General features: G+C 51.4%; 20 protein-coding genes. 9 read left to right on the forward strand and 11 right to left on the reverse strand.

Going from position 1 to position 23770, the window contains the following annotated elements; all coding sequences use genetic code 11:
- Window positions 1-2: 2 nt before the first annotated feature.
- On the reverse strand, window positions 3-1259 hold the full coding sequence (locus SU32_RS10210) for an extracellular solute-binding protein (protein WP_053999263.1): 1257 nt from the start codon (window positions 1257-1259) through the stop codon (window positions 3-5).
- Window positions 1260-1376: 117 nt separating this feature from the next.
- Between SU32_RS10210 and SU32_RS10215 the strand changes: the two genes are divergently transcribed.
- From SU32_RS10215 to SU32_RS10230, 4 genes are all read left to right on the forward strand, one after another.
- Entirely contained in the window at window positions 1377-2537 is a 1161-nt protein-coding gene (locus tag SU32_RS10215) for an ROK family transcriptional regulator (protein ID WP_053999264.1), read from the forward strand.
- A 13-nt stretch (window positions 2538-2550) separates the two neighbouring features.
- Window positions 2551-4863, forward strand: a complete 2313-nt coding sequence (locus SU32_RS10220; RefSeq protein WP_053999265.1) for a PIG-L family deacetylase — start codon at window positions 2551-2553, stop codon at window positions 4861-4863.
- Complete coding sequence (locus tag SU32_RS10225; protein WP_245625521.1) at window positions 4847-5734, forward strand: DMT family transporter; 888 nt, start codon at window positions 4847-4849, stop codon at window positions 5732-5734. Before SU32_RS10220 ends, SU32_RS10225 begins: the two co-directional genes overlap by 17 nt.
- A gap of 209 nt (window positions 5735-5943) precedes the next feature.
- A complete protein-coding gene (locus tag SU32_RS10230) occupies window positions 5944-9663 on the forward strand; it encodes an Ig-like domain-containing protein (RefSeq protein ID WP_053999266.1) in 3720 nt (1239 codons plus the stop codon).
- A gap of 107 nt (window positions 9664-9770) precedes the next feature.
- Here the strand turns inward: SU32_RS10230 and maiA are convergent, their stop codons facing one another.
- From maiA to hmgA, 6 genes are read right to left on the reverse strand one after another with little or no spacing between them, the layout of a single operon-like run.
- Window positions 9771-10394: a maleylacetoacetate isomerase gene (gene maiA / locus SU32_RS10235; RefSeq protein WP_053999267.1), complete on the reverse strand. Its 624-nt coding sequence runs from the start codon at window positions 10392-10394 to the stop codon at window positions 9771-9773.
- A complete protein-coding gene (locus SU32_RS10240) occupies window positions 10391-10576 on the reverse strand; it encodes a DUF2783 domain-containing protein (protein WP_053999268.1) in 186 nt (61 codons plus the stop codon). The genes maiA and SU32_RS10240 overlap by 4 nt, the downstream gene beginning before the upstream one ends.
- Window positions 10577-12187, reverse strand: coding sequence for an FAD-dependent oxidoreductase (locus SU32_RS10245; RefSeq protein WP_201454923.1), 1611 nt, complete (start codon window positions 12185-12187; stop codon window positions 10577-10579).
- A gap of 3 nt (window positions 12188-12190) precedes the next feature.
- The gene (locus SU32_RS10250; protein ID WP_053999270.1) at window positions 12191-13141 is read right to left on the reverse strand and encodes an MBL fold metallo-hydrolase; all 951 of its coding nucleotides are present in this window, start codon (window positions 13139-13141) and stop codon (window positions 12191-12193) included.
- On the reverse strand, window positions 13134-14147 hold the full coding sequence (locus tag SU32_RS10255; RefSeq protein WP_053999271.1) for a fumarylacetoacetate hydrolase family protein: 1014 nt from the start codon (window positions 14145-14147) through the stop codon (window positions 13134-13136). The genes SU32_RS10250 and SU32_RS10255 overlap by 8 nt, the downstream gene beginning before the upstream one ends.
- Before the next feature lie 23 nt (window positions 14148-14170).
- On the reverse strand, window positions 14171-15532 hold the full coding sequence (gene hmgA / locus SU32_RS10260; RefSeq protein WP_053999272.1) for a homogentisate 1,2-dioxygenase: 1362 nt from the start codon (window positions 15530-15532) through the stop codon (window positions 14171-14173).
- A 67-nt stretch (window positions 15533-15599) separates the two neighbouring features.
- Between hmgA and SU32_RS10265 the strand changes: the two genes are divergently transcribed.
- Entirely contained in the window at window positions 15600-16043 is a 444-nt protein-coding gene (locus SU32_RS10265; RefSeq protein WP_053999273.1) for a MarR family winged helix-turn-helix transcriptional regulator, read from the forward strand.
- 13 nt (window positions 16044-16056) lie between these two features.
- On the opposite strand, the gene hppD is transcribed toward SU32_RS10265, so the two are convergent.
- Window positions 16057-17181 carry a 4-hydroxyphenylpyruvate dioxygenase gene (gene hppD / locus SU32_RS10270; RefSeq protein WP_053999274.1) on the reverse strand — a complete coding sequence of 375 codons (1125 nt, stop codon included), beginning with the start codon at window positions 17179-17181 and terminating at the stop codon, window positions 16057-16059.
- Between the two features lie 126 nt (window positions 17182-17307).
- On the opposite strand from hppD, the gene SU32_RS10275 reads away from it, so the two are divergent.
- Complete coding sequence (locus SU32_RS10275) at window positions 17308-17766, forward strand: Lrp/AsnC family transcriptional regulator (protein WP_053999275.1); 459 nt, start codon at window positions 17308-17310, stop codon at window positions 17764-17766.
- Here the strand turns inward: SU32_RS10275 and SU32_RS10280 are convergent.
- The 3 genes from SU32_RS10280 to SU32_RS10290 all read right to left on the reverse strand — a co-directional run bounded on the left by SU32_RS10280 (window position 17763) and on the right by SU32_RS10290 (window position 20396).
- Entirely contained in the window at window positions 17763-18452 is a 690-nt protein-coding gene (locus tag SU32_RS10280) for an HAD family hydrolase (RefSeq protein ID WP_053999276.1), read from the reverse strand. The two genes, SU32_RS10275 and SU32_RS10280, sit on opposite strands and share 4 nt — an antisense overlap.
- Before the next feature lie 30 nt (window positions 18453-18482).
- Window positions 18483-19214: a helix-turn-helix transcriptional regulator gene (locus SU32_RS10285; RefSeq protein ID WP_053999277.1), complete on the reverse strand. Its 732-nt coding sequence runs from the start codon at window positions 19212-19214 to the stop codon at window positions 18483-18485.
- Window positions 19215-19367: 153 nt separating this feature from the next.
- On the reverse strand, window positions 19368-20396 hold the full coding sequence (locus tag SU32_RS10290) for a LacI family transcriptional regulator (RefSeq protein WP_053999278.1): 1029 nt from the start codon (window positions 20394-20396) through the stop codon (window positions 19368-19370).
- A gap of 248 nt (window positions 20397-20644) precedes the next feature.
- Here SU32_RS10290 and SU32_RS10295 point away from each other — a divergent pair, with 248 nt between their 5' ends.
- From SU32_RS10295 to SU32_RS10305, 3 genes are all read left to right on the forward strand, one after another.
- On the forward strand, window positions 20645-21874 hold the full coding sequence (locus tag SU32_RS10295) for an ABC transporter substrate-binding protein (RefSeq protein WP_053999279.1): 1230 nt from the start codon (window positions 20645-20647) through the stop codon (window positions 21872-21874).
- A gap of 68 nt (window positions 21875-21942) precedes the next feature.
- Window positions 21943-22872, forward strand: a complete 930-nt coding sequence (locus SU32_RS10300) for a carbohydrate ABC transporter permease (RefSeq protein ID WP_053999280.1) — start codon at window positions 21943-21945, stop codon at window positions 22870-22872.
- A complete protein-coding gene (locus SU32_RS10305; RefSeq protein WP_053999281.1) occupies window positions 22865-23770 on the forward strand; it encodes a carbohydrate ABC transporter permease in 906 nt (301 codons plus the stop codon). The genes SU32_RS10300 and SU32_RS10305 overlap by 8 nt, the downstream gene beginning before the upstream one ends.

The following is a 23770-nucleotide window of genomic DNA, read 5'->3' on the forward strand; positions in this document are numbered from 1 at the left end:
GATTATTTTGCGTAATATTCGTCGAGGATTTTCTGCTCTTCCTCAGCAGCGATGGCGATGGAATCGGCAGCGCTTTGGCCTTCGATATCCATGCGTGACACCATATCCATCATGGCTTGGCGCTGCGCGGATTCATTGACGAAAATCGTCGTATGCGCGTATTCCAAACCGCGGATGAACGGTCCGAAAATCTCATTATTTGCATTTTCTTCCGTCATACCCACAGATGGCTTGGCCGGTAGTTCGCCCACTGTATCGAGCCAGATCTGCATCGCTTCGTCAGAAGTGATATATGTCATGAACTTGACCGCAGCATCGTATTTTTCGCCTTCGGCTTTTGATGTGATCGCATTCACCCAGTACGAAGAATAGTTCGATTTTGTGCCGTCGGGACCGGCCGGAAGTTCAGCCACACCCCATTTTAAGCCGCGCGTATCTTCAAGCGAACCGATGCGGAATGAACCATCAATATGCATACCAGCGCGGCCAGCTTTAAACGCGGCCTGCGGCTCGTCCATAAAGCCGAATGATGTGACTTTCTCGTCCTTTGCCAGGCCCACATAATATTCGAGCGCCTTCTGGCCTGCTTCGGTGTTGTAATTGACGGTCTTGTAATCGTCCTTGTAAGGATCGCCGCCCATCTGGCGCACAAGAACCTCGCGGAACCAATGGTGGTCCTGTGCATTCATACCGGCTGTAATACCAACCTGCGTAATATTACCCGCACCATCAACTTTGGTGAGTTTCTTGGCTGTCTCAACCAGCTCGTCCAGCGTTTCCGGCGGGTTTTCCACGCCAGCTTCATCGAATAAGCGCTCATTATAGAACAGAGCAAGGCTGCGCACAGCTGTCGGCAGAGCCCAGTAATTATCGCCCTCTTTCATGGCCTGAACCATCGGGAAGAAATCCTTGTCGATCTGATCAACCGGAAATTCCGATGCCGGCAGCGGCTGAATCAGCTTGGCTTCTTTGTAATCATTCAGCCAGCCATAGAACAACTGCACAACATCCGGCCCCTCACCAGCAGGAATAGCAGCGGCAACCTTTGTGCGGTAATCGGCATACGGGAAATGCGTCATCTTAACGGTGATGTCCGGATTTTCCGCCTCGAACCCCTCAATCAACTGCTCCATCGCAGCAACACGCGCATCAAAGAAATATTGCCAATACTCAATTTCAACAGCTTGCGCTGAACTGGAAAACAGAGCGGCAGTACTGGTTAGTGTGGCCAGAGCCAAAGCTTGAATCTTGCGTTTCATTGATAGTTCCTCCGATTTGATTTTCCGCGTGACGCGGCACTTTTTTCATGACGCATATAAATTTCATATTCTTATTAACTCAAATGACTTGAGTTATCAAGTGAGTTGAGTTAATTAATGATCATGACACCAGCACCCTTGATTTCAGGCACCAATGCAGAGCGCTCCCGCATGTCGAATAGACAGGCAGCATTGGGGCAAATCCGCTCTGCGGGACAGATGGGCAGAGCCGAAATCGCGCGGAATCTTGGCCTGTCGACACAGGCCGTCAGCAACATCATTGCCGACCTGCAAGCCGATGGACTGCTTGTTGAAGCAGGCACCCGCTCACAGGGGCGCGGACTGCCTGCGGTGCAATACGGCATTAACGCAGAAGGCGGATATGCCCTTGGCGTCGAAATCCGTCCCGATGCGATTTTTACCGCGATTGTGGATCTTCACGGTAATGCCACTGCCACCCGCCGGCGGACCTTGAAGAACAATGAGCCGGAATATCTGATAAATATGCTGCTTAAGCTTCGCGCCGAAATGCTTGAGAAAACCGGGGTTGATGACAAAAGGCTTATGGGTGCGGGCATTGTGATACCGGGGCCTTTCGGTCAGACAGGTGTGTCCGGTCTGGGTTCTGACCTTGCGGGCTGGCAACATTTGGATGCTCATGCTCTTTTCGAAGAAGCGCTCCAGCTTCCGGTGGAACTGAGCAATGACGCGAACGCAGCCGCAATGTCGGAGCAGATTACGACAGGGCTGAACAACTTTGCCTATCTGTATTTTGGTGCCGGACTTGGTCTCGGACTGATCAATCAGGGCCAGCTCGTCAAAGGCGCTTTTGGCAATGCGGGCGAGATCGGTCATGTGCAGGTGATGACTGCTAACGGTCCACAATCGCTTGAAAGCCAGCTAAGCCGTGTGGCCATTCAAAAGCACATGAACGCCAATAATACGATTGATATTACGGCGATTGAATATCTGTTCAATCAATCAGACCCCAAGCTCATGCAATGGCTGGACGCAGGCGCGGATGCCCTATCACAGGCATTAGCGCTGATCGAAAACCTGTTTGACCCGCAATCGATTATTTTGGGCGGTGCCATGCCTGCCCCGCTATTGGAATATCTAACGACCCGCACAGTGCTGCCAACGCTGTCCGTTTCCAATCGCGAGGACAATCCGCACCCCAGACTGCAAATTGGCACGTGCGGGCGCATGGCCGCGACACTGGGAGCAGCATCACTCATTCTCAACCGCGCTTTCACGCCGAACGCGACATCGCTCTGACCGAGGAATATTCATGCCATTGACCGATCAAACCCGTATTGCCCGCGAACAATTACAGCCGCGCATCATCGGGCTATGGCGCGCGCTGACATCACTGAAAACCATTGTCTCCTTTATGAACACAGGCGCCCATCCCGATGATGAAATATCGGAAATGCTTGCGGCTATGCGCTATCGTGACGGCATTGATATCAGTTATGCGTGCTCGACACGCGGCGAAGGCGGACAGAACGATATCGGCACTGAAGCAACCGAAGCGCTTGGCGTTTTGCGCACAGCGGAAATGGAGCGCGCCTGCGACATCTTAGACTTGCGCATGTATTGGCTATCCACATCTCCCAATGATGCAATATTTGATTTCGGCTTTTCCAAATCCGGCATTGAGACAATGGGGAAATGGGGACGTGAGCGTACACTGGCCCGTTTTGTCGATATTTTGCGCACCGAAAAACCCGACATTATCTGCCCGACTTTTCTGGATATTTCCGGTCAGCACGGCCACCACCGCGCGATGACAGAAGCCGCCCATCTCGTTATGGCGCTTGCCGCCGACCCCGATTACAAAGGCAGCGATTTACCGCCTTGGCAGGTCAAGAAACTCTATCTGCCTGCATGGTCGGGCGCAGGTCAGGCCTATGATGATGATGCGCCGCCACCGCCTGCCACATTGACCATCGAGGCGAAAGATACAGACCCCGTGACCGGCTGGTCTTACGCCCATATCGGCCAGCAAAGCCGCGCTTTTCACCGCACTCAGGCCATGGGAAAATGGGTACCTGTTGGCCAAGAGCGTGATTGGCCGCTGCATCTGGTGGAAAGCCATGTTGACGGTCCGGACGACACATTATTTTCCGGTTTGTCCAATGATCTAGGGGCATTGGGTTTAAGCGAAGCGCAAACACATATTGATGCCGCATGTGCCGCTTTTCCTGATTTTGACAGCGTATTAAAGCACGCCTCGTCAGCCTATAAAGCACTCGAAAATGCCAGCGTTTCAAATGAACTGGCCCACAAGATTGAGCGCAAACGCGAACAATTGGCCCATGTCATTCGCCTTGCGGCGGGCGCACAGCTTACCGCACGCGCAAGCAAGACCAATCTGCGTTCCAATGACAATACAGCAATTGAATTTGAACTGCGCCAAGGCGCGGCAGACAATTGCGAAACATCGCTGAGCCTACCCGGTGGATGGCGCGCAACAGATAATGGCGTCGCTCTTAATGGTGCCGCCCTCACCGATCCATACCCGCCCGTATATTTGCCCGGCGAACCACAAGCACCATGCGCCTTGCTGACGCTTGAGACGCACGGCGTTAAAACTGAAACGCGCATCCCGTTTGAAGTCACGCCGCTGGTCTTGCCTGATCAGGCAGCCGATATTGCGCCGCTTGCTGACGTTGTGAACAGGCACGCAGAACGCCGCTCGATAAAACTTCATGTCAGCAATATTGCGCCCGCAGATAGTCAGGCAACCCTTCAAACGCCGGATGAATGGCGTGCAACGCAAAATCAATCGGGCTTCGATCTTGACCTGCCGGATGATATTGCCACCGGACGTCACACAATTGCTTTACGCTTAAATGGCAATGACGCTCAGACTGTACGAATGATCGACTATGATCATATAGAACCGCGCGCATTGGCCCGTCCCGCGCAAATGCAGGTTCAAGTCATCGATGCTGAACTGCCGGATGTAAAAGTCGGTTATATTGGCGGCGGTAATGACCGTATTGATTACTGGCTGGAGCGTATGGGCGTTGATGTCACGGCGATAAGCGATCAGGATCTGCAATCCGATGCGCAACTGGAAAAGTTTGACACGATTGTCATCGGTATTTTCGCGATGAAGTTCCGCAAAGGTCTGGCAGAGCAAATGCCGCGCTTGCACAAATGGACGCACGCAGGCGGAACCTTGCTCACGCTCTATCACCGCCCTTGGGATAATTGGGACAAAGAGACCATCCCGCCCGAAATGCTGGAAATCGGACAGCCATCTTTGCGTTGGCGTGTGACCGACGAAGCCTCTGACGTCAAATATCTCTGCGATCATCCGCTGCTTACTACGCCCAACAAGATAGGTCCGCAGGATTGGCAGGACTGGCATAAAGAACGCGGTCTTTATTTTGCAAAAGCGTGGGCAGATGCCTATCAACCGCTCTTGGAAATGTCTGACCCAGATGAAGCACCGCACAAAGGTGCTTTGCTTACCGCTGACATTGGCAAGGGCCGGCACACGCATTGTGCTTTAATCCTGCACCACCAGATGGAAAAACTGGTTCCCGGTGCCTTTCGTTTGATGGCCAATTTACTTGCAAAACGCAGCTAAACCAGCACCGCGAAACCTGTCCGGCGGCGCTTGGCTGCTGGCGGATATGTCGCTCAACATCTGGGCTTTGACGATCGTCAAAGCTTTGGGGCTTGGCTATCCTGCGGCGCAAATTGTGTTCCTGCGCGCCTGCATCGGTCTTTTGCTCATGCTGCCTTGGGCTTGGTATGCGCGGCGCTCCTTTGCCCATATTGACCGCTGGCACTTGCATGGTTTTCGTGTCCTGTTTTCGACATTGGCGCTCACCACAAGCTTTTTTGCAATCTCCCGCCTGCCCTTTGCGCTGGTCACTGCGATTAGTTTTACGCGCCCGATCATCACAATGATCATGGCTGTTTTCTTTCTAAAAGAAGTCGTGGCCGGGCGGCGGTGGATCGCTGCGGCCATTGCTTTTATCGGCGTGCTAATCGCCGTTGAACCTGGCACATTGCCCTTTACATGGGGTCTACCCGCAATGTTCCTCACAGTGCTGTTTGGCACATCGGCGATCATCCTGACGCGCAAACTTTCCGGCACGCCAACTGTTGTCATGATGGTGTTTTATACTGCCGGCTTAACGCTGCTTACCGCGCCACTCGCCTTCTATTTCTGGACACCTATCACTTCGGAACATTTGCTGCCCCTGCTTGCAATCGGTGCGTTTTCGCAATGCGCCCAATTCTGCTTCCTGCAAGCACACGGCAGGGCAGAGGCAGGCTTTCTGGCAATATTGGGCTATCTAAGCCTGCTGCTGACAACAGCAATCGGTTATTTTGTCTTTGATGAAGTGCCAAGCATCACATTTGCAATTGGCGCAGCTCTGATCGTCGCATCGGCAATTTGGACCACCCTGTCGCGTCCGAGACCATCAGAGACCAGAACCCGCGTTTAAATGAAGTCCGCCTGATTTTAAACCAAATCCCTCACGCGGTACAACTTGCACAATTATACACAACTTTAGATTGCATTTCGTGGCGTTAGATTACTAACCATAAATTGATTCACTTCGCTCAGCAGGCCCGCAAACAAGGTCTGCTAGGCGACCGATCTTGCTTCATTTTTCAGATTGGCAGCGCCGCTCGATGAAATGGAGAAAGGTCGATGAATTCTCTGAAATCTCTTTCACTCTCATTTATATACGCATTGCTAACGCTCGCCTCAGCTTTTTTCACCTATACGGCTGACCGAGCCCATGCTTTCGGCGTTGGCTTAAGCGCATCGGGGCCAACCTTAAGCGCAGGCACATGTGATTTCGGTGTTTCAGCCACCAACACAATCGTACTGTCATCCATCTGGCTTTTCGTCGAAAAGGGGTTGAACCGCGCCACGCCGGAAGGTCGCTATTATCAAAAAGTGGTCGCCGGTGCTGATATCGTGCTCGGTGTGCCGGCCATTGATGTTAATTTCTTACAAAGTGAATGCGGCCTGACCAATGTGTCCATCACAAAAAATGAAGCTAATGGCATCTCTTATTCCTCAGCCACCAATTATGAGCTGGAGTTCACCGGACAGGAAGGCGGTGTATGGAAAAGATGGCATGGGCATATCTTTGCCGCTGCCGCAAACAATGTACCGCAACTGACAATGAACAAGGTTGATTTTGTTCCCCAAGCGCCAACTGTACTATCCATCGAGCGGCAAGGTGCCGCAATTCTCGGCGCAGGCGCGACACCGGCATTTACCGTCATATTCAGCAAGCCGGTGATTAATGTCGGTGCCAACGACTTTATGCTTTCCGGCCCTACCCCCATCGCCGTCGATACAGTCAGCAGCAATGCCGGCGGCGATGTCTGGACAGTGGAAATTGCAGGTGCTGGTCTTGCCAATTATAGCGGATCGCTCGGTATCTCGATCAATCCTGCCGCAACTATAAACGCCGTGGATAATGGGGTTCTACTGGACAGCACTGTTGTGCCATCCGTCAATGAGACTTTTACGATAGATTCCCAAGCACCATCGGCAACGCTACTTCATATCGCGTCTAACAATCCGGCGTCTTCACTGGCAAAAGCCGGTGATCAGATCACTTTATCCATGGTGTTTGACGAACCGCTGACCGGCGCGCCAACCGTTACCATTGGCGGCATAGCGGCTACTGTGAGCGCCGGTGCGCCCGGCAATTACACAGCAACCGTTATGGTCTCACTGGCAAGTCCGGAAGGACTGCAGGCAATCAATATATCCGGCGTTGTTGATCTGCTGGGCAACAGCACCGCAGTGATGACTGCTAGCACAAACGGCTCGACTGTCAGCGTGGACACGACACCGCCAAGCGTAACAATCTCAACAGCAGCGATTGCGCCGGTCAGCGCTCCATTTTTGGTCAATTACAGTTTTTCAGAACCTATCAGCGGGTTTTCCGGTCTTGGTATCATTTCTTTGCTCGGCGGCCTTACTAGCCTGCCCGTTTATAGCGGGGACAACCAAAATTTCACTTCAATTGTTACGCCCATATTCAACCCCGCAATCAGCATTGCAGCGGGAACTGTCAGTGATGCGGCAGGTAATTTAAATACCGTGTCCAACACGCTAACCCTTGCAACCAATACCGTGCTGGGCGCGCTTTCATCTGTCACCATTGAGTCAGACAGTGCAGACCTTGGCGCCACAAAAGCCCGCGCGGGCGATACAATCCGGCTTCGCTTTGAATCATCTGTCGTTCTTCGCGACATGCCCGTGGTGACCATCGCAGGATTACCGGCAAGTGTTATCGACGAGAACGGCATGACGGAATTTTCGGCATCGGTAACCATTGGCAGCGGTGCAGTCGCACAGGGTGCTGTTTCAATTTCAGTGTCCGGCCTTGTCGATTTACTGGGTAATATCATCTCAGCCGTGACATCAACAACAGATGGCTCATCCGTCAGCATTGATAATATATTGCCGGCGGCAACACTCAGCACCTCACTCGCTGGCCCGATCAATGCCAGCAATCCGGCCCCTTTCGACATCACCGTTTCTTTAAACGAGCCGGTAACGGGCCTTGATGATACTCAAATATTTGATGTTCAAAATGCAACACTGAGCAATCTTGTCAGCATATCTGCGCTTGAATACCGTGTAACAGTAACGCCCGATGGTAACGGCAATATCAGTATTGGTCTGCTGGGCGGAACACTGCTCGATCTACATCTGAACACCAATATTTTGTCCAATATCATCAACATTGTTCTTATCGATAATGTCGGACCAACGGTTAGTGTGACAACTGTCTCCGGCGATTTGTCATTTCCTGAAGAAACGCTCGACCCGTTTGATATTACTGTGACGTTCTCTGAAGCGGTTTTCGGCTTTACCTCAGGCAGCATAACAGTCACCAATGCGTCCGCATCCCTCAACACAAACGCTCCTGATCCGCAAAACATATTCCAGTTCACCATCACCCCCGATGGCAGCGGCGACGTGACGATCAATATTGCAGCGGGGGTCGCGACAGATAATGCCGGAAATCTGAGCCTCGCCGCAGCGCAGCTTACTGCGAACATGAGCGACAGCACGGCACCAAATGTGACCATAAGCAGCGATTTGGGAAGTGATACGATGCTCGATTCAGCTACGCCATTCACACTGACTTTTACATTTTCCGAACCGGTTACCGGCTTCAATCATGCTGATTTATCGCTGAGTAATATGAATGTCGGCTCGGTTGTTCCGACGAATGAAGCTGCCGGTTACGCCAGCATTTTTACAGCCATTGCAACGCCTCTCTCGCAGAGACATTTGTCTGTCGGTGTCAACGGTAACGCCGCACAGGACGCGTCAGGCAATTTCAACGCCGCGTCTAACACCTTTTACGCCACCTATGCTGACCACGCCTATGTGCAGACGCGCACCGGCGCAGTGATCAATAATTTTCTGAACCGGCGCGTTAAACAGATTGCCGCAAATGAACCAGACCTCAGTGGACGCTTGACCGAAAGCGGCGGTTTGGGTGCGACAGAAAAATTCTCTTATGAAGCCAAGGTCAGAGAAGGAGAAATCTCTGCCAGTTTTGAAGGCAGTATCAACCGCCTTCTTGAAAGACTGCCGCCCTCATTCGGAGAAGAAGATCAAAAGCATAACATCTGGATACGTGGCAACTTCAGCAAATCATCGTCAGCGAGTGCAAATCAGGACTTTGCAATCCTTCATCTTGGCGTTGATTACCGCATCAACGACAATTTAATTGTGGGTGCGATAACTCAATTTGACTGGGCACAAGACCATTACAAGACAGATAATATTTCAGCATCCGGCCACGGCTGGATGGTTGGCCCATACGCCGTTATTCGCTTGGCGGATAATCTGGTTTTCGATGGTCGTATCGCTTACGGAAAGTCACAAAACACCGTCAATCCGCTCGGCACATATGTTGATCAGTTCGAAACAGAGCGTCTCTTGGCCCGTAGTCAATTGACAGGTCATTTTAATGTGGGTGACTGGACGCTCACGCCCGCTCTGTCGATGATTTACATTCGCGAGGAGCAGAAAGCCTATGTGGATGACAATGACATATTGATTGCGCCGCAGACTGTCGAACTGGGTCAAATGACATTCGGCCCATCCTTATCGCGCGAATTTTACATGGAAAACGGTATCGGTCTTTCGCCACAAATCAGTCTTAAAGGTATCTGGAATTTCAAAGACACCGGCCTACAAAACATTGATGACGGGGCAGCGCTCGGCACAAATAGCGATAAACTCAGTGCCCGCATTGATGCCGGACTAGGCGTCAATTTCAACCAGAACAGCCGGTTGGACTTTTCCGGTTTTTATCAAGGTATCGGCCAATCCGCTTATCAAACCTATGGCGGGGCGATAAAACTGCGCATTACATTTTAAAGCTATTTAGAGCATGTCAGGAAAAGTGGGGACCGGTTTTCCGCCCGGACATGTGGCAAATCAAAGGGTTAGAGCGTGGATGCGATTGAGTAAAAAGCAGACACGCTCTAAGGCTTGCACCGGTCCGGATGCGCGGCCTGAAATGCCGGAATTTCTGAAAGCTTTGCAGCGATATCAATGATGCGTGGACAGCCGGAATAATCAGCGTCCCAGCGCTGCGCATTATAAAGCTGCGGCATCAGGCAAATATCCGCGAGACCAACCGCCGCGCCTGTACAATACGGGGCTTGGTCAAACTGTGATAATTGCGCTTCGAAAGCAGCAAGCCCCGGCTCGATAAAGCGCCTCATCCAGTTTGTGCGCGCAGGCTCTTCGCCGTTTGTGGCGTAGCCAACGACGGACAGATTGCAAACAGGATGAATATCGACAGCGATGGAATGGGCGAGCGCCTGTGTCTTGGTACGCCAAACCGGATCATCCGGCAGCAAGCCCATGTTCCGCGTTTCATTCAAATAATCCAGAATGGCCAGAGACTGCGTCAATGAATGCCCGTCGATCTCCAGCACAGGCACCAGCCCTTGCGGGTTGCGCGCCAGATGCGCCGCCGATTTATGATCTTTTTTCAAAAGGTCTATATTGACACTTTCATAGGCAATGCCGGCCAGATTGAGCGCTATACGAACGCGGTAGCTGGCCGAAGAGCGCCAGTAATCATAAAGAACAACACTCATTTCGCGGCCTCCAGCGCTTTGCGTAATACAGCACGATCACCGATATGATTGGCAAGAATGAGAATAAGCCGCGCGTTAAACGCGTCACTTTCCTGTTTCGATAACGCGCTATGGGCGGCAATCAGTTCATCATAAAAACCATCGGGATCGGCAATATTCGGTTCTAGATTAAGGTCACGCATCTATTCTCTCCCGCAGGCATGATTAAGCGCCGCTCTTACCTTTGCTTCGTTATAGACTGGCCAGCGCGCACAGATATGCTGATCCGGCCTGATCAGATAAACTGCTGATTTTTGGCTTCCCAGATAACGCACGGCAAGCGCATCATCCGGTTTTTCAATTCTGATTGAATTGACACATATACCATCCACTTCAACCAGTTCCGGCACTTCGGCATTGATTGCCAGAAGCGTGAAATCGCCATTGAAAGCATCAAGCAAAAAAGCCCCGTCATACGGCGCATCGGGGCATGACGCGCCCACACGCGAAATGTGCGGCCCTTCCAGTTCATCATCGCCATTTAAGCTTAAACCGTCATAAACGCACGGCACGGACAACCGCCCTGAATTGACCATGGTGCGCGCAAACGCATATTTTCCGGCAAGCTCAAGCACCGCATTGCGGAAAATCTTGCTCATATCGGATTTCGGCGTCAGAAAATCCGTCGCACGGGTCGAGTTGAGAATATTCTCGTCCGCGCCATGCTCACGCTCTTCGCCATAGCTGTCCAGCAGCGATTGCGGTGCCAAACCTTTAACAACAAGATCAAGCTTCCAGGCGAGATTTTCCGCATCCTGAACGCCGGAATTAGCCCCGCGCGCACCGAACGGTGACACCTGATGGGCGCTGTCACCGGCAAAAAGCACAGACCCGTGGCGGAACTTTTCCATCCGCCTGCACTGGAATGTATAAATGCTCGTCCATTCCAGATCATATTGGGCATCAGGCCCGAGCATTGCATCAACGCGGGCGCGGATTTTTGCCGGTTCAAGTTCTGCTTTACGGTCAATATCCCAGCCCAGTTGAAAATCGATCCGCCAGATATCGTCCGGCTGCTTGTGCAGCAAAGCCGATTGCCCTGCCCCCTCAAAAGCCGGTTCAAACCAGAACCAGCGCTCGGGCGGAAAATCCGCTTTCATCATCACATCGGCAATCAGGAAATTGTCTTCAAACACACGTCCGTCAAATGACAGCCCGAGCATTTCGCGCACCGGTGAGCGCGCACCGTCACAGGCAATCAGCCAATCAGCTTCCAGTTCATATTCGCCATCAGGTGTATCGACGCACAGGCGCACATAATCGCCTCTATCCTCAACGCTGACGACCTCATTGCAGCCGCGAATTTCTATGGGCGCACCTTCCGCCTGCTCCTTGCGGATTTGCTCGACAGCAAATTTTTCGAAATAAGGCTGCTGCAAATTGATAAAGGCAGGCGCTTTAAACCCCGCCTCCGGCGACAGGTTGAATTCAAACACCTTATCAGCGCCGTAAAAAACTTTGCCGACTTCCCAGCGCACTCCTTTATCAAGCAACGCGGCCCCAAAGCCCAAACGGTCCGCTATTTCCAAGGTGCGCCGCGCAAAACAAATGGCACGGCTGCCAAGCCCGACACCGTCATGGTCATCCAGCACCAGAACCGGTGTGCCGCGCTGACAAAGATCAAGCGCCAATGTCATACCGACAGGACCGCCGCCAACGATCACAACCGGATGGCGCACGATCTTACCGCTAGCCTGCGCCGCTACCTTTTTATAAGGATAAAGCTTGAAAGCTGTCTGATAGCGGCCCGCCATAATCTACCCTTGAAGTGCTTCCCACATTTCCAGATCACGCTGTGCGGTCCAGATCCGTGGATGCTCGATACCGCGGGCCTCATCATAAGCACGCGCCACATTGAACGGCAGGCAATGCTCATAAATCGCATAGTCTTTGAACTTCGGATCGCACGATGCGCGCACCGCATCCCAGGCGTCTTTCAGCGAGCCGCCGCGCGCGGCAATACGCTCAACCGGCGCATAGGTGCTGTCCACAAAATCGCGGGTGCTTTCAATAGCCCGCTCGACTGCCTGTTTGCCAACCAGCGCGCCGCCGCGTCCCGGCGCAATCGCATCCACATCAAACGCTGCTATATTATCCAGTGTGTGTCCCCATTCATGAAAATGCCCGTCACCGCAATAACAGGCTGAATGATCTTCGACGATGTCACCGGTAAACATCACATTTTCATCCGGCACATGGATAACGATGTCGCCGGCCGTGTGCGCACGGCCAAGATGCGTAAGGTCAACACGGCGATTGCCGAGATAAACCGTCATCGTGTCGCTGAATGTGGTGGTGGGATAAGTCAGGCCCGGAATGCTTTCATGGCCCTCAAACAGGCGCGGAAAGCGTTGGAATTCAGAATCCCAATCTTCCTGCCCGCGCTCGACCACCATCGCACGCGCAGTATCGCCCATGATAACCTGGTCAGCCTCATAGGCCGATGCGCCCAGAACACGCACCGCGTGATAATGCGTCATCACTACGTGGCTGATCGGCTTATCCGTGATGGAGCGAACTTTTTCGATCACCTTATTGGCAAGGCGCGGCGTTGCCTGCGCCTCCACGATCATCACACTGTCATCGCCAATGATAACGCCGGAATTCGGATCGCCTTCTGCGGTGAATGCCCAAAGATCCTTTCCGATTTCGTCGAACGTGATCTTTTTCTCGCTCATGTCACCTTGTGATGCGAATGCCTTAGCCATTGTATTTTTCCACTGTCTGTTCAATTGCGCCGAAGATGGACTTGCCGTCTTCGTCTTTCATTTCAATGCGGACGGTGTCGCCGAACTTCATAAATTCCGTTGACGGTTTGCCATTGTTGATTGTCTCGATCATGCGGATTTCCGCGATACAGGAATAACCAGCCCCGCCATCCGCGATTGCTTTGCCCGGCTCGCCGTCTAGCTTGTTGGAGACTGTGCCCGAGCCGATGATCGCACCGGCGCCAAGCGCACGGGTCTTGGCGGCGTGGGCAATCAGAGTGCCGAAATCAAAAGTCATATCAATACCGGCATCAGCGCGGCCAAATGGCTTGCCGTTATAATCCACACAAAGTGGCAAATGCAGTTTGCCGTCCTTCCAAGCATCACCCAATTCGTCCGGCGTTACCGCAACTGGTGAAAAGGCCGATGAAGGTTTTGACTGGAAAAAGCCGAACCCTTTGCCAAGCTCTGCCGGAATAAGCCCGCGCAGCGACACATCATTGACCAGCATGACAAGACGGATTGCATCCAGCGCTTCCTCGCGCGATGCGCCCATCGCCACATCATCAACCACGACAGCGACTTCGCCCTCCATGTCGATACCATAGGCTTCATCGGCCATGACGATCGGTGCGCGCGGTGGAAGAAATGTATCTGAACCGCCCTGATACATCAGCGGATCGGTCCAGAAGCTGTCCGGCATTTCGGCATTTCGTGCTTTGCGTACCAGTTCTACATGGTTCACATAGGCAGACCCGTCCGCCCATTGATAGGCACGCGGCAGCGGCGATAGAGCTTCGCTTTCATGGAAACGCTGCACAGGTTCGGCGCCAACTTCCAACATTTCCGCCACCCTTTGAAGGCGCGGTGCAGCCTTGGCCCAATTATCAAGTGCCGCCTGCAAAGTCGGCGCGATATGGCCGACCGCCGTGCATTGTGTCAGGTCTTTTGAAACAACCACCAGCACACCGTCACGGCTGCCATTATTGAGCGTTGCTAATTTCATAAATATCTATCCTTTGTCTGGCGTTATTTTTCGCCCGGTGTGCCGTCAAATTTCTTCTCAAGATCGCTCCAGCAATCAATATAATCATCCTGCAACGGCGCTTCGCTCGCTGCAAACTTTGTCAGATGCTGAGGAAAGCGCGTTTCGAACATAAATGACATCGTATTATCAAGTTTTACCGCTTTAAGATCCGCATTGGAGGCACCCTCAAAAGCGTTGCGGTCCGGTCCATGCGGCAGCATCATATTGTGAAGGCTCATACCGCCGGGCACAAAGCCCTGCGGCTTGGCATCGTATTGGCCATAAATATTACCCATCAATTCGGACATGACATTCTTATGGTACCAAGGCGGACGGAATGTATTTTCCGCTACCATCCAGCGCTCGCGAAACAGAACGAAATCGATATTGGCTGTTCCCTCAACACCGCTCGGCGCAGTTAGAACCGTAAAGATCGACGGATCGGGATGGTCGAACAACACGGCGCCAACCGGACAATATGTTTTCAGATCATATTTAACCGGCGCATAATTCCCATGCCACGCCACAACATCCAGCGGGCTGTGACCAATTTTGGTTCGGTGGAACTGCCCGCACCATTTAACCGTCACTGTGCTTGGTGTTTCCTTGTCTTCAAAAGCTGCAACCGGCGTCTTGAAATCACGGCGATTGGCCATGCAGTTCGCGCCAATCGGGCCGCGGCCTGGCAGATCGAATTTCTGTCCGTAATTCTCGCATACAAATCCGCGCGCCGGACCGTCAATCAGTTCAACACGGTAAACTAACCCGCGCGGAATAATCGCAATTTCCTGCGGTTCCAGATCAATCACGCCAAGCTCGGTGCAAAAGCGCAAGCGACCTTCCTGCGGCACGATCAGCAGTTCACTGTCCGCAGAATAAAAATAGGCATCCTGCATCGACTCTGTCACCAGATAGATATGGCTTGCCATGCCGACTTGCGTGTTCACATCACCGGCGGTTGTCATTGTGCGCATACCGGTCAGCCAGTCCAGCTTTTCGGATGAATGCGGCACCGCATCCCAGCGATATTGGCCAAGGCTCACAACGTCAGGATCAACATGCGGTGCGCTTTTCCAGTATGGAAGATCAATTTTCTCAAACCGGTGCGTATGTTTGACCGACGGACGAATACGATAACACCATGTGCGCTCGTTCTGATGGCTCGGCGCGGTAAAAGCAGTGCCGGATAATTGCTCGCCATAAAGACCGTAATTACATTTTTGTGGGCTGTTCATACCTTGAGGCAAAGCACCCGGCAGCGCTTCTGTCTCAAAATCGTTACCAAAACCGGGCATATAGCCCGCATGTAGATCAATATGCGCGGCGCTGTCTTTGAGCGCATCTGCAGATGTTTGCTTGTTCATGATTGTCTCTCCATGAAAATAAGCGTATTAGTTGAAAATGTAACTAACAACAGCTTCAGTCGATAAAATGACAAAAGATGACACGTTTTATTCAACCGAATTTCTGCCCTATCTGCTCAATCAGGCAGCGGAAGCGGCAAGCCTTGGCTTTCGGCAATATTACAAGGAGCGTTACGGGATGCTGCGCACGGAGTGGCGCGTGCTTTTCCACTTGGGACAGTTTGGCGAAATGACCGCAAAAGAGATTTGCGACCGCGCCAATATTCATAAAACGAAAATCAGCCGCGCCGTCGCAGCCCTTGAGAAAAAGCGTTTCATCGCCCGCCGGACGATGGAAAATGACCGCAGGCTTGAGGAATTGTTTTTAACCAAGTCAGGCAAGCAGGTTCTGGAAGATCTTCAGCGCCGCGCCAAGGCGTTTGATCAGTCCCTGATGGAGCAGCTTGGAGAAGAAAACGCCAGATCACTGAAGCGCAATCTGGCGATACTCGCAGGATTAAAGGCTGATTAAACAGCCGGTGTAATTATTCAGCCGCTTCTGAAGGCAGTTCACCATTGCGCATCTGTTCCATCTCGATACTTTCGAACAATGCGCGGAAATTACCTTCACCAAAGCCTTCATCGCCTTTGCGTTGAATAAACTCGAAGAAGATCGGGCCGATGACTGTTTTAGAGAAAATCTGAAGCAGGATTTTCGTCATCCGGTCGCCGTTTTCATCATCAAAAACGCCTTCCCCGTCGATCAGAATACCATGTTTTTTCATCCGTTCGATCGGCTCTGAATGACCGTTCACGCGCTCTTGCGACATTTCATAATAGGTCTCAGGCGGGCCCGGCATAAATTTCAGACCGTTATCAGCCAACTTGTCGGTCGCATCATAAATCGCGTCGGAACCAACAGCGATATGCTGAATGCCTTCGCCCTTATATTTTTGCAGATATGTTTCGATCTGGCTTTTGTCATCAGTTGATTCATTGAGCGGAATACGGATTTTGCCGCAAGCCGATGTGATCGCACGGCTGACAAGGCCGGTCATTTTGCCTTCAATGTCAAAGAAGTGGATTTGCGTGAAACCGAACAATTCGCGGTAAAAACCCCACCATTTATCCATGTTTCCGCGGTAAACATTGTGCGTTAGATGGTCGAGATAATAAAAACCGATGCCTTCCGGCTTTGGATCTTTCTCGCCGATCCAGTTGAACTCGTCCTCATAGGCAGAACCTTTGTCGCCATATTTTTCAACGAAATAAAGGATCGAGCCGCCAATACCGACGATCGCCGGTACATCCAGCGTGCGGTCTTTTTCAAGGTAAGGCGTCGCGCCTTTTGCAACAGCATGATCAAAAGCGTGCTGCGCATCCACAACGCGCCATGCCATAGATGGTGCGCATGGACCATGCTCGTCAACAAACTTCATGGCATGGCTGTTTGGCTCTGCATTGACGATGTAATTGATATCGCCCTGACGCCATACAGTGATTGCTTTTGTCCTATGTTTGGCAACCGGCACATAGCCCATCGTTGTAAAAAGCTCTTCCAGCTTCTCAGGCTCGGAATGGGCAAATTCAACAAATTCAAAGCCGTCCGTACCGGCTGGATTTTTTTCTGTAATCTGCGCTTTTGGCGCATCGTGTGGAAATGGACCCATAATATTGCTCCTCTTTTCACAACTATAACGCAAAACCCATGCAAGGTGCTTGCATAGTAGGCACAAAATTGCGAAAATTCGCACAAAGTGATCACATATATACAATTATACGCATGAGTTAAGCGCATGGACAAAACAGATCGTAATATCCTTGCAGCCTTGCAAAATGACGCAAGGCTGACCAATAATGAACTTGCCGACATTGTTGGCCTGTCAGCGTCCCAATGCTCGCGCAGGCGCACGCAGCTAGAAAAGGACGGTGTTATCGTTGGCTATCACGCGAAACTTGACCGCGAGAAAACCGGCTTCGGGCTAACGACAATTATCTCTGTAACTTTGGCGACGCACAATTCGGAAAATTCCAAGCGCATACGGGAATTGTTTAACAGTCTGCCGGAAATCATTGAGGCGCACGCGATGACTGGAGAGATGGACTATTACATCAAGATAGCCACCAAGGATTTGAAATCCCTGTCATCTTTTATCAATGACAAGCTGCTTGCGCATGAAGCGGTTCAGAACGTGAAAACAGCGATCTCGCTGGAAACCCTCAAAGATACGCAAAACATCCCGGTCGGGCTTTAAAGCGAACCTATGACAGCAAGACCTACGTCGAACTCTTCAAGCGTGTCAATCACGGTGCTGGCTCCCAATCGACCCGGCTCGACATTGGTATAGCCGCCCCTCACAGCAATGGATTGCATCGCGGCATTATTCGCTGAATCGATATCCGCAGGGCTGTCCCCCACCATAATCGTATCACTGACAGCAACGCCAAGCTGGTCGCACGCGAATTGAAGCATCATCGGGTCAGGCTTTTTCTTCGCGCAGGTATCACCACCGACAATTGTATCGACAAATTCATCCCAGCCAAAATGCGCAATAATCTTGCGTGATGGATCTTCCGGCTTGTTGGTCACCACCGCCACCTTGCAACCATTGTTTTTGCACATACGCAACAAGGCTTCCGCGCCGGGCATTGGCACTGTCAGCGTGGTCAGATCGCGGCCATATATTTCCATCATTTGCCCGGACCGCACATCAAGTTCGGCGCCGCTCAGTTGAATATTGCGCGCCGCAAATGCCCGCTCGACCAGCTTCTTGAGGCCGTTGCCGATCATCGAACGCGCCTGCAGCAGGGTAATAGGCTCCTGATCATACTGTTTGAGCAAAATATTGACCGCAGATGCCAGATCATAAACAGAATCGACAAGTGTGCCGTCCAGGTCAAACAGAACAGCCTTGGGCCAAACATTATTATTGATATTCATTTTCGGGTCCTCGGACAGAAAATAAAAGCTTCAATGAATAAAGCTGATAGGAAGGATACCCAGCTTGATTGCCTTTGCCGTTGCCTGTGCGCGGTTGGTCGCGTGAAGCTTCCGGCAAACACCCGCTAGATAGTGGTTTACCGTATGCTCCGAAAGATCAAGTATTTTTGAGATTTCATAACTCGTTTTTCCGTTCGCACACCATAAAAGAACATTGGTCTCGCTCTCGGTTAATACTGACGTTAAGTCAACCCTGCGAAGCGCGATAACCCTGTCTAAAACCATTAAGGCGTGGTGATGAAAAGCTGGCAGTTGCATCATAGCAACGGACTTCGTCGTTTCGACAACGATCCCGACCAATTCGCCAACGCTATCAAGCGAGAAAACGCCGATAATTACGGGTTTCTCATTTTTTAGCGCATCAAGCGAACGCAGCCTTTCCCATTGCCGAAGCGCCGAATCCCAATAATGCGGCAATGTCGAAGCGCCCTTCTCCGTAACAGCCGATAATATTTCCTTGAGAGAGTTCCTGATATGCGGATCGATACGCTGACTATTGGATCGCGCATTACATATTTCCGCGCTTGCCTCTTCCGCACTCATGAACTGAATATCTACCGGCGCAAAGAACAAACCAACATTGGTGAATTGAAAGCCGTCAAAAATAATTGAAAGCGCGTCAGAAGCTCTTTCAGCATCAAAGCTGTCACCGAAAATGTCGCTTAATTTGTCATGCTTTGGCACTTCATTTTCCGCCCGCACAGCTTTTCCTTAAAGAGCAAACATGATTGCCAATCGGTATTTCAGCCAGTCCCTGATCTATAACAAATCTTTTGGCCGCAGGATATAAAGGCAATGCGTTTCAATCGCTTTTGAACAACTATAAATAGATGAACCGCCTGCTCCCGGCAGATATTAAACAGACCTGTGCGGCCCGGTCTTATCTTCGCAGTATTCTTCAAACATAAGGCACGTCAAAGAAGCCGGATCATGGCCCTGCATCAGTTTTAATGCCTGATCGGCAAGAACCCGCCCCGCCTCCGGCACATCTTCAAAGAACACATTGATAGCAGGCCTAAAACGCTCCAAAATCCGTGTTGATTGTTTTGACACAAGCTGCACATCGCGCCCGACCTGAAGCCCTGCACGCTCAATGCCTGATGTGATGGCAATCGAGGCCGAACCCGCCGCACTTAAAATTCCGTCAGGACGGTCAGGCGCGCTCATCAATTGGGCAATCGCCTCTTCGATTTCATCCATCGTGTTTTCAAGATATAGGTTTTGCAGGCGGCGCTCTGTCATTGAAAAATCATTCAGCCCGTTTTCAAACCCACTCTCCAAATCACGGGAATAGTTCAGATTAGGAACAGGAAAAACCTTGGCAATGCGCTTGCAACCCATAAGACTGAGCCGCTCCATCCCCTTATAGGCAAAACGCTCATTGTCATAATCAACCCATGCGTGCGGTATTGTCGACATGGTGCGGCCGTGGGTAACAAAGGGCATATTGTTATCCATGAGATAACGCACGCGAATATCATCCGGCTCTGTTCTTGAAATGATAACAGCGTCGGCTGAACCGGTTTCGACAACATATTTCACCGGCTCCAAAGGGTCATCGCGGTCAGAATATGGTGTGACAACCAGATGATAATTGCTGTTTTTAAGGCGCGCTGACATACCGATGACCATCTGCGACGTCAGGCTCATGATCTTTTCATCGACATTGAGAATCAAACAGATCACTTGGGTTTTACCCGTGCGCAAACGCAGTCCGGCACGGCTCGGACGGTAACCAATTTGCTTAGCGACCAGTCGTACGCGCTCTTTTGTCTGTGCGCTAATGTCAGGCGCATCTTTCAACGCACGCGAAACAGCGGTAACACTGAAACCCGTCATATATGCGATTGTTTTTAAAGTCGGCGGCCGACTTTCTTTATTCATAAAAATGCCCCTGGCAAAGAGTAAAACAACACTCCAGCAATATCGATAAAGTTAGGCTTTGCGGAAAACTTGCGCAATCTTTTTCGACAAAAATTAAAAGCGCGCGCACAAGTTATTTTCATAAATCCTTGTTTAGAAATATAAATTCAAGCCAATTAACACCCTCCATTTTTTTCGTACGCCATCTTGCATTTTAGACATTATTGAGATTACCTAATTTACTGTAACGATACAGTAGGGAGGAAACCATGTATCTCAAGCGAATATTGACCGCCTTGGCGGTCTCCGCAGCGCTGCCTGCAGCATCACATGCAACAGAACTGGAAGTCACACACTGGTGGACATCGGGAGGTGAAGCAGCCGCGGTTGCCGAGCTTGCCAAAGCGTTTGACGCATCAGGCGACAAATGGGTTGATGGCGCGATTGCCGGTTCGGGGGGAACCGCACGTCCAATCATCATTTCCCGTATTCTGGGCGGCGATCCGATGGGCGCTACACAGCTTAACCATGGACGTCAGGCTGAAGAGCTGATCGAAGCGGGTCTGCTCCTTGATTTGACTGATGTTGCAGAAAAAGAAGGCTGGAAAGACATCGTCAATCCGCCGTCCCTATTGGAATCGTGCACACTTGACGGACGCATCTATTGCGCGCCGATTAACATCCATTCATGGCAATGGATCTGGCTCAGCAACGCAGCTTATGAAAAAGCAGGCGTGCCCGTGCCGACAAACTGGGAAGAGTTCACCGCCGCTGCGCCAAAGCTTGAAGAGGCAGGCATTGTTCCATTGGCGATGGGCAAACAGGGCTGGCAACAAAACGGCGCATTTGGCGTGATGGTTGTAGCCATTGCCGGTGTTGACGCTTGGAAAAAGGTCAATGTCGAAAAGGACGCCGAAGTCGCACGCGGCCCCGAATATGCAAAAGTATTTGAAGCTGCGGTCAATGCACGCGAATTTGCAAAAGATTCCAACGTGCAGGATTGGAACCAGGCAACCAATATGGTGATCACCGGCAAAGCGGGCGGTCAGATCATGGGCGACTGGGCGCAAGGCGAATTCCAGGTTGCCGGTCAGGTTGCCGGTGAGGATTACACCTGCCTGCCGGGTCTTGGTGACAATGAAATTCTCGACACTGCCGGAGATGCTTTCTACTTCCCGAAAGTAGATGATCCGGAAACAACTGAGGCGCAAAAGCGTCTGGCTTCGCTGATCATTTCCAAAGATGTGCAGGTTGCTTTCAACTTGAAAAAAGGCTCGCTTCCGATCCGCGGAGACGTTGACCTTTCATCTGCCAATGATTGCATGCAGAAAGGCCTGAAAATTCTGGCGGACGGCGGCATCATGCCATCGGGCGACCAGAATCTGACACCGGATACACAGACCCAGATCGAAGATCTGATGGCCGAATTCTGGTCAGGCGACATGAGCGCTGAAGATGCCCAGTCACGCTATGCCGATATCATAGAGCGCGCTGAGTAAAAACAGCACTCCCTGCATCCGGCGTTCCCGAGACGCCGGATGCCTTTCTTCATCCAATGGAGTTGATTATGTCCGCAACGACAGAGCCATCTGCCGCGCGCGATCCCGCGCCTGACGGCAAGCCCAATCCACTGTTCAGGAATTTAAGCGCAAAGTTTGCTTCTATTCCCATGATTATTACAGCGCTGGTCGTCTTTGTTGGCGGCACGATCTGGACCATTGTTTATTCATTCACAAATTCAAAACTGCTGCCGCGCACCAATTTCGTCGGCTTTGATCAATATGAACGGCTGTGGAGTACGCGCCGCTGGATGGTGTCTATCGAAAATCTGGCGATTTACGGCATATGCTCGCTGATTTTGACATTGGTAATCGGCTTTACATTAGCCGCCTTGCTGGATCGCAAAATACGTTTTGAAAACACATTCAGAACAATTTTCCTCTACCCCTTCGCCCTCTCCTTTATTGTGACCGGCCTTACATGGCAGTGGATTTTAAATCCCGATTTCGGCCTTCAAAATGTCGTGCGCAATTGGGGCTGGGAAAGCTTCACCTTTAACCCGCTCAACGATCCCGACACAGTTATATACGGCATTCTGATTGCCGGTATCTGGCAGGGGTCGGGCCTTATCATGTGCATTATGCTGGCAGGTCTGCGCGGCATTGACGAGGACATCTGGAAAGCGGCACGCGTTGATGGCATCGGCACGGTCAAAACCTATCTGCGCATAATTTTACCGATGATGCGCCCTGTCATCATCACATCACTTGTGCTGATCGCTTCCGGCATCATCAAACTTTATGATCTGGTGGTTGCCCAGACCAATGGCGGCCCCGGCATTGCATCGGAAGTACCGGCAAAATACGTCATCAACTACATGTTCCGTGCCCAAAATCTGGGACAGGGATTTGCGGCATCAACCATGATGCTCCTTTCCGTCATCATCATATTGATCCCGTGGGCTTATCTTGAATTTGGAGGGCGCAAGCGTGGCTGATACTATTTTAAATCCGGTCGCGGAAGCGCGCGGCCCGCGTCCCAAAAAAGCTTTCAGCCGCGCCAATATTTTCATTTATGGCACGCTGCTGCTGGTTTCGGTCTACTACCTGTTACCGCTCTACGTCATGATTGTGACCTCATTCAAAGGCATGCCCGAAATCAGGCTCGGCAATGTGTTTGGCCCACCATTAGAGCCGACATTCCAGCCATGGGTGAAAGCATGGGCCGAGGCCTGTACAGGCATTAATTGCGACGGGCTTTCACGCGGCTTTTCCAACTCGGTGAAAATCCTGATCCCGTCCGTGACGCTCTCAATCCTGATCGCCAGCGTCAACGGCTATGCGCTTGCAAACTGGAAATTCAAAGGCTCTGAAACCTTCTTCACCATTTTGATTATCGGCGCATTCATTCCCTACCAGACCATGCTCTACCCTATTGTGATCATGCTTCGGGAAATAAAGCTAATGGGCTCCATCTGGGGACTGGTACTCGTCCATACAGTTTTCGGTATGCCTATTTTGACGCTCCTGTTCCGCAACTATTTCACATCCATCCCCGATGAGCTTTTCAAAGCAGCCCGCGTGGACGGTGCCGGTTTCTGGGGCATTTATTTCAAGATCATGCTTCCGATGTCACTGCCCATCATCGTGGTGGCGATCATTTTGCAGGTCACAGGCATATGGAACGACTTCCTGTTCGGTGTGATTTACACCAAGCCGGATACCTACCCGATGACGGTGCAGCTCAACAATATCGTGAACTCGGTTCAGGGTGTCAAAGAGTACAATGTCAATATGGCAGCGACCCTGCTGACCGGCCTTGTGCCATTGGTCATCTATTTCATTTCAGGAAAATTATTTGTGCGCGGTATCGCAGCCGGCGCAGTGAAAGGATAA

This window comes from Ahrensia marina (genome assembly GCF_001293565.1).
GTDB classification, from domain to species: domain Bacteria; phylum Pseudomonadota; class Alphaproteobacteria; order Rhizobiales; family Rhizobiaceae; genus Ahrensia; species Ahrensia marina.

What these genes read in the sequence shown, in the direction of transcription:
- SU32_RS10210 (WP_053999263.1), bottom strand. Translation starts at nt 1,259, where the DNA reads ATGAAACGCAAGATTCAAGCTTTGGCTCTGGCCACACTAACCAGTACT.
- SU32_RS10215 (WP_053999264.1), top strand. Translation starts at nt 1,377, where the DNA reads ATGATCATGACACCAGCACCCTTGATTTCAGGCACCAATGCAGAGCGC.
- SU32_RS10220 (WP_053999265.1), top strand. Translation starts at nt 2,551, where the DNA reads ATGCCATTGACCGATCAAACCCGTATTGCCCGCGAACAATTACAGCCG.
- SU32_RS10230 (WP_053999266.1), top strand. Translation starts at nt 5,944, where the DNA reads ATGAATTCTCTGAAATCTCTTTCACTCTCATTTATATACGCATTGCTA.
- maiA (WP_053999267.1), bottom strand. Translation starts at nt 10,394, where the DNA reads ATGAGTGTTGTTCTTTATGATTACTGGCGCTCTTCGGCCAGCTACCGC.
- SU32_RS10240 (WP_053999268.1), bottom strand. Translation starts at nt 10,576, where the DNA reads ATGCGTGACCTTAATCTAGAACCGAATATTGCCGATCCCGATGGTTTT.
- SU32_RS10245 (WP_201454923.1), bottom strand. Translation starts at nt 12,187, where the DNA reads ATGGCGGGCCGCTATCAGACAGCTTTCAAGCTTTATCCTTATAAAAAG.
- SU32_RS10250 (WP_053999270.1), bottom strand. Translation starts at nt 13,141, where the DNA reads ATGGCTAAGGCATTCGCATCACAAGGTGACATGAGCGAGAAAAAGATC.
- SU32_RS10255 (WP_053999271.1), bottom strand. Translation starts at nt 14,147, where the DNA reads ATGAAATTAGCAACGCTCAATAATGGCAGCCGTGACGGTGTGCTGGTG.
- hmgA (WP_053999272.1), bottom strand. Translation starts at nt 15,532, where the DNA reads ATGAACAAGCAAACATCTGCAGATGCGCTCAAAGACAGCGCCGCGCAT.
- SU32_RS10265 (WP_053999273.1), top strand. Translation starts at nt 15,600, where the DNA reads ATGACAAAAGATGACACGTTTTATTCAACCGAATTTCTGCCCTATCTG.
- hppD (WP_053999274.1), bottom strand. Translation starts at nt 17,181, where the DNA reads ATGGGTCCATTTCCACACGATGCGCCAAAAGCGCAGATTACAGAAAAA.
- SU32_RS10275 (WP_053999275.1), top strand. Translation starts at nt 17,308, where the DNA reads ATGGACAAAACAGATCGTAATATCCTTGCAGCCTTGCAAAATGACGCA.
- SU32_RS10280 (WP_053999276.1), bottom strand. Translation starts at nt 18,452, where the DNA reads ATGAATATCAATAATAATGTTTGGCCCAAGGCTGTTCTGTTTGACCTG.
- SU32_RS10290 (WP_053999278.1), bottom strand. Translation starts at nt 20,396, where the DNA reads ATGAATAAAGAAAGTCGGCCGCCGACTTTAAAAACAATCGCATATATG.
- SU32_RS10295 (WP_053999279.1), top strand. Translation starts at nt 20,645, where the DNA reads ATGTATCTCAAGCGAATATTGACCGCCTTGGCGGTCTCCGCAGCGCTG.
- SU32_RS10300 (WP_053999280.1), top strand. Translation starts at nt 21,943, where the DNA reads ATGTCCGCAACGACAGAGCCATCTGCCGCGCGCGATCCCGCGCCTGAC.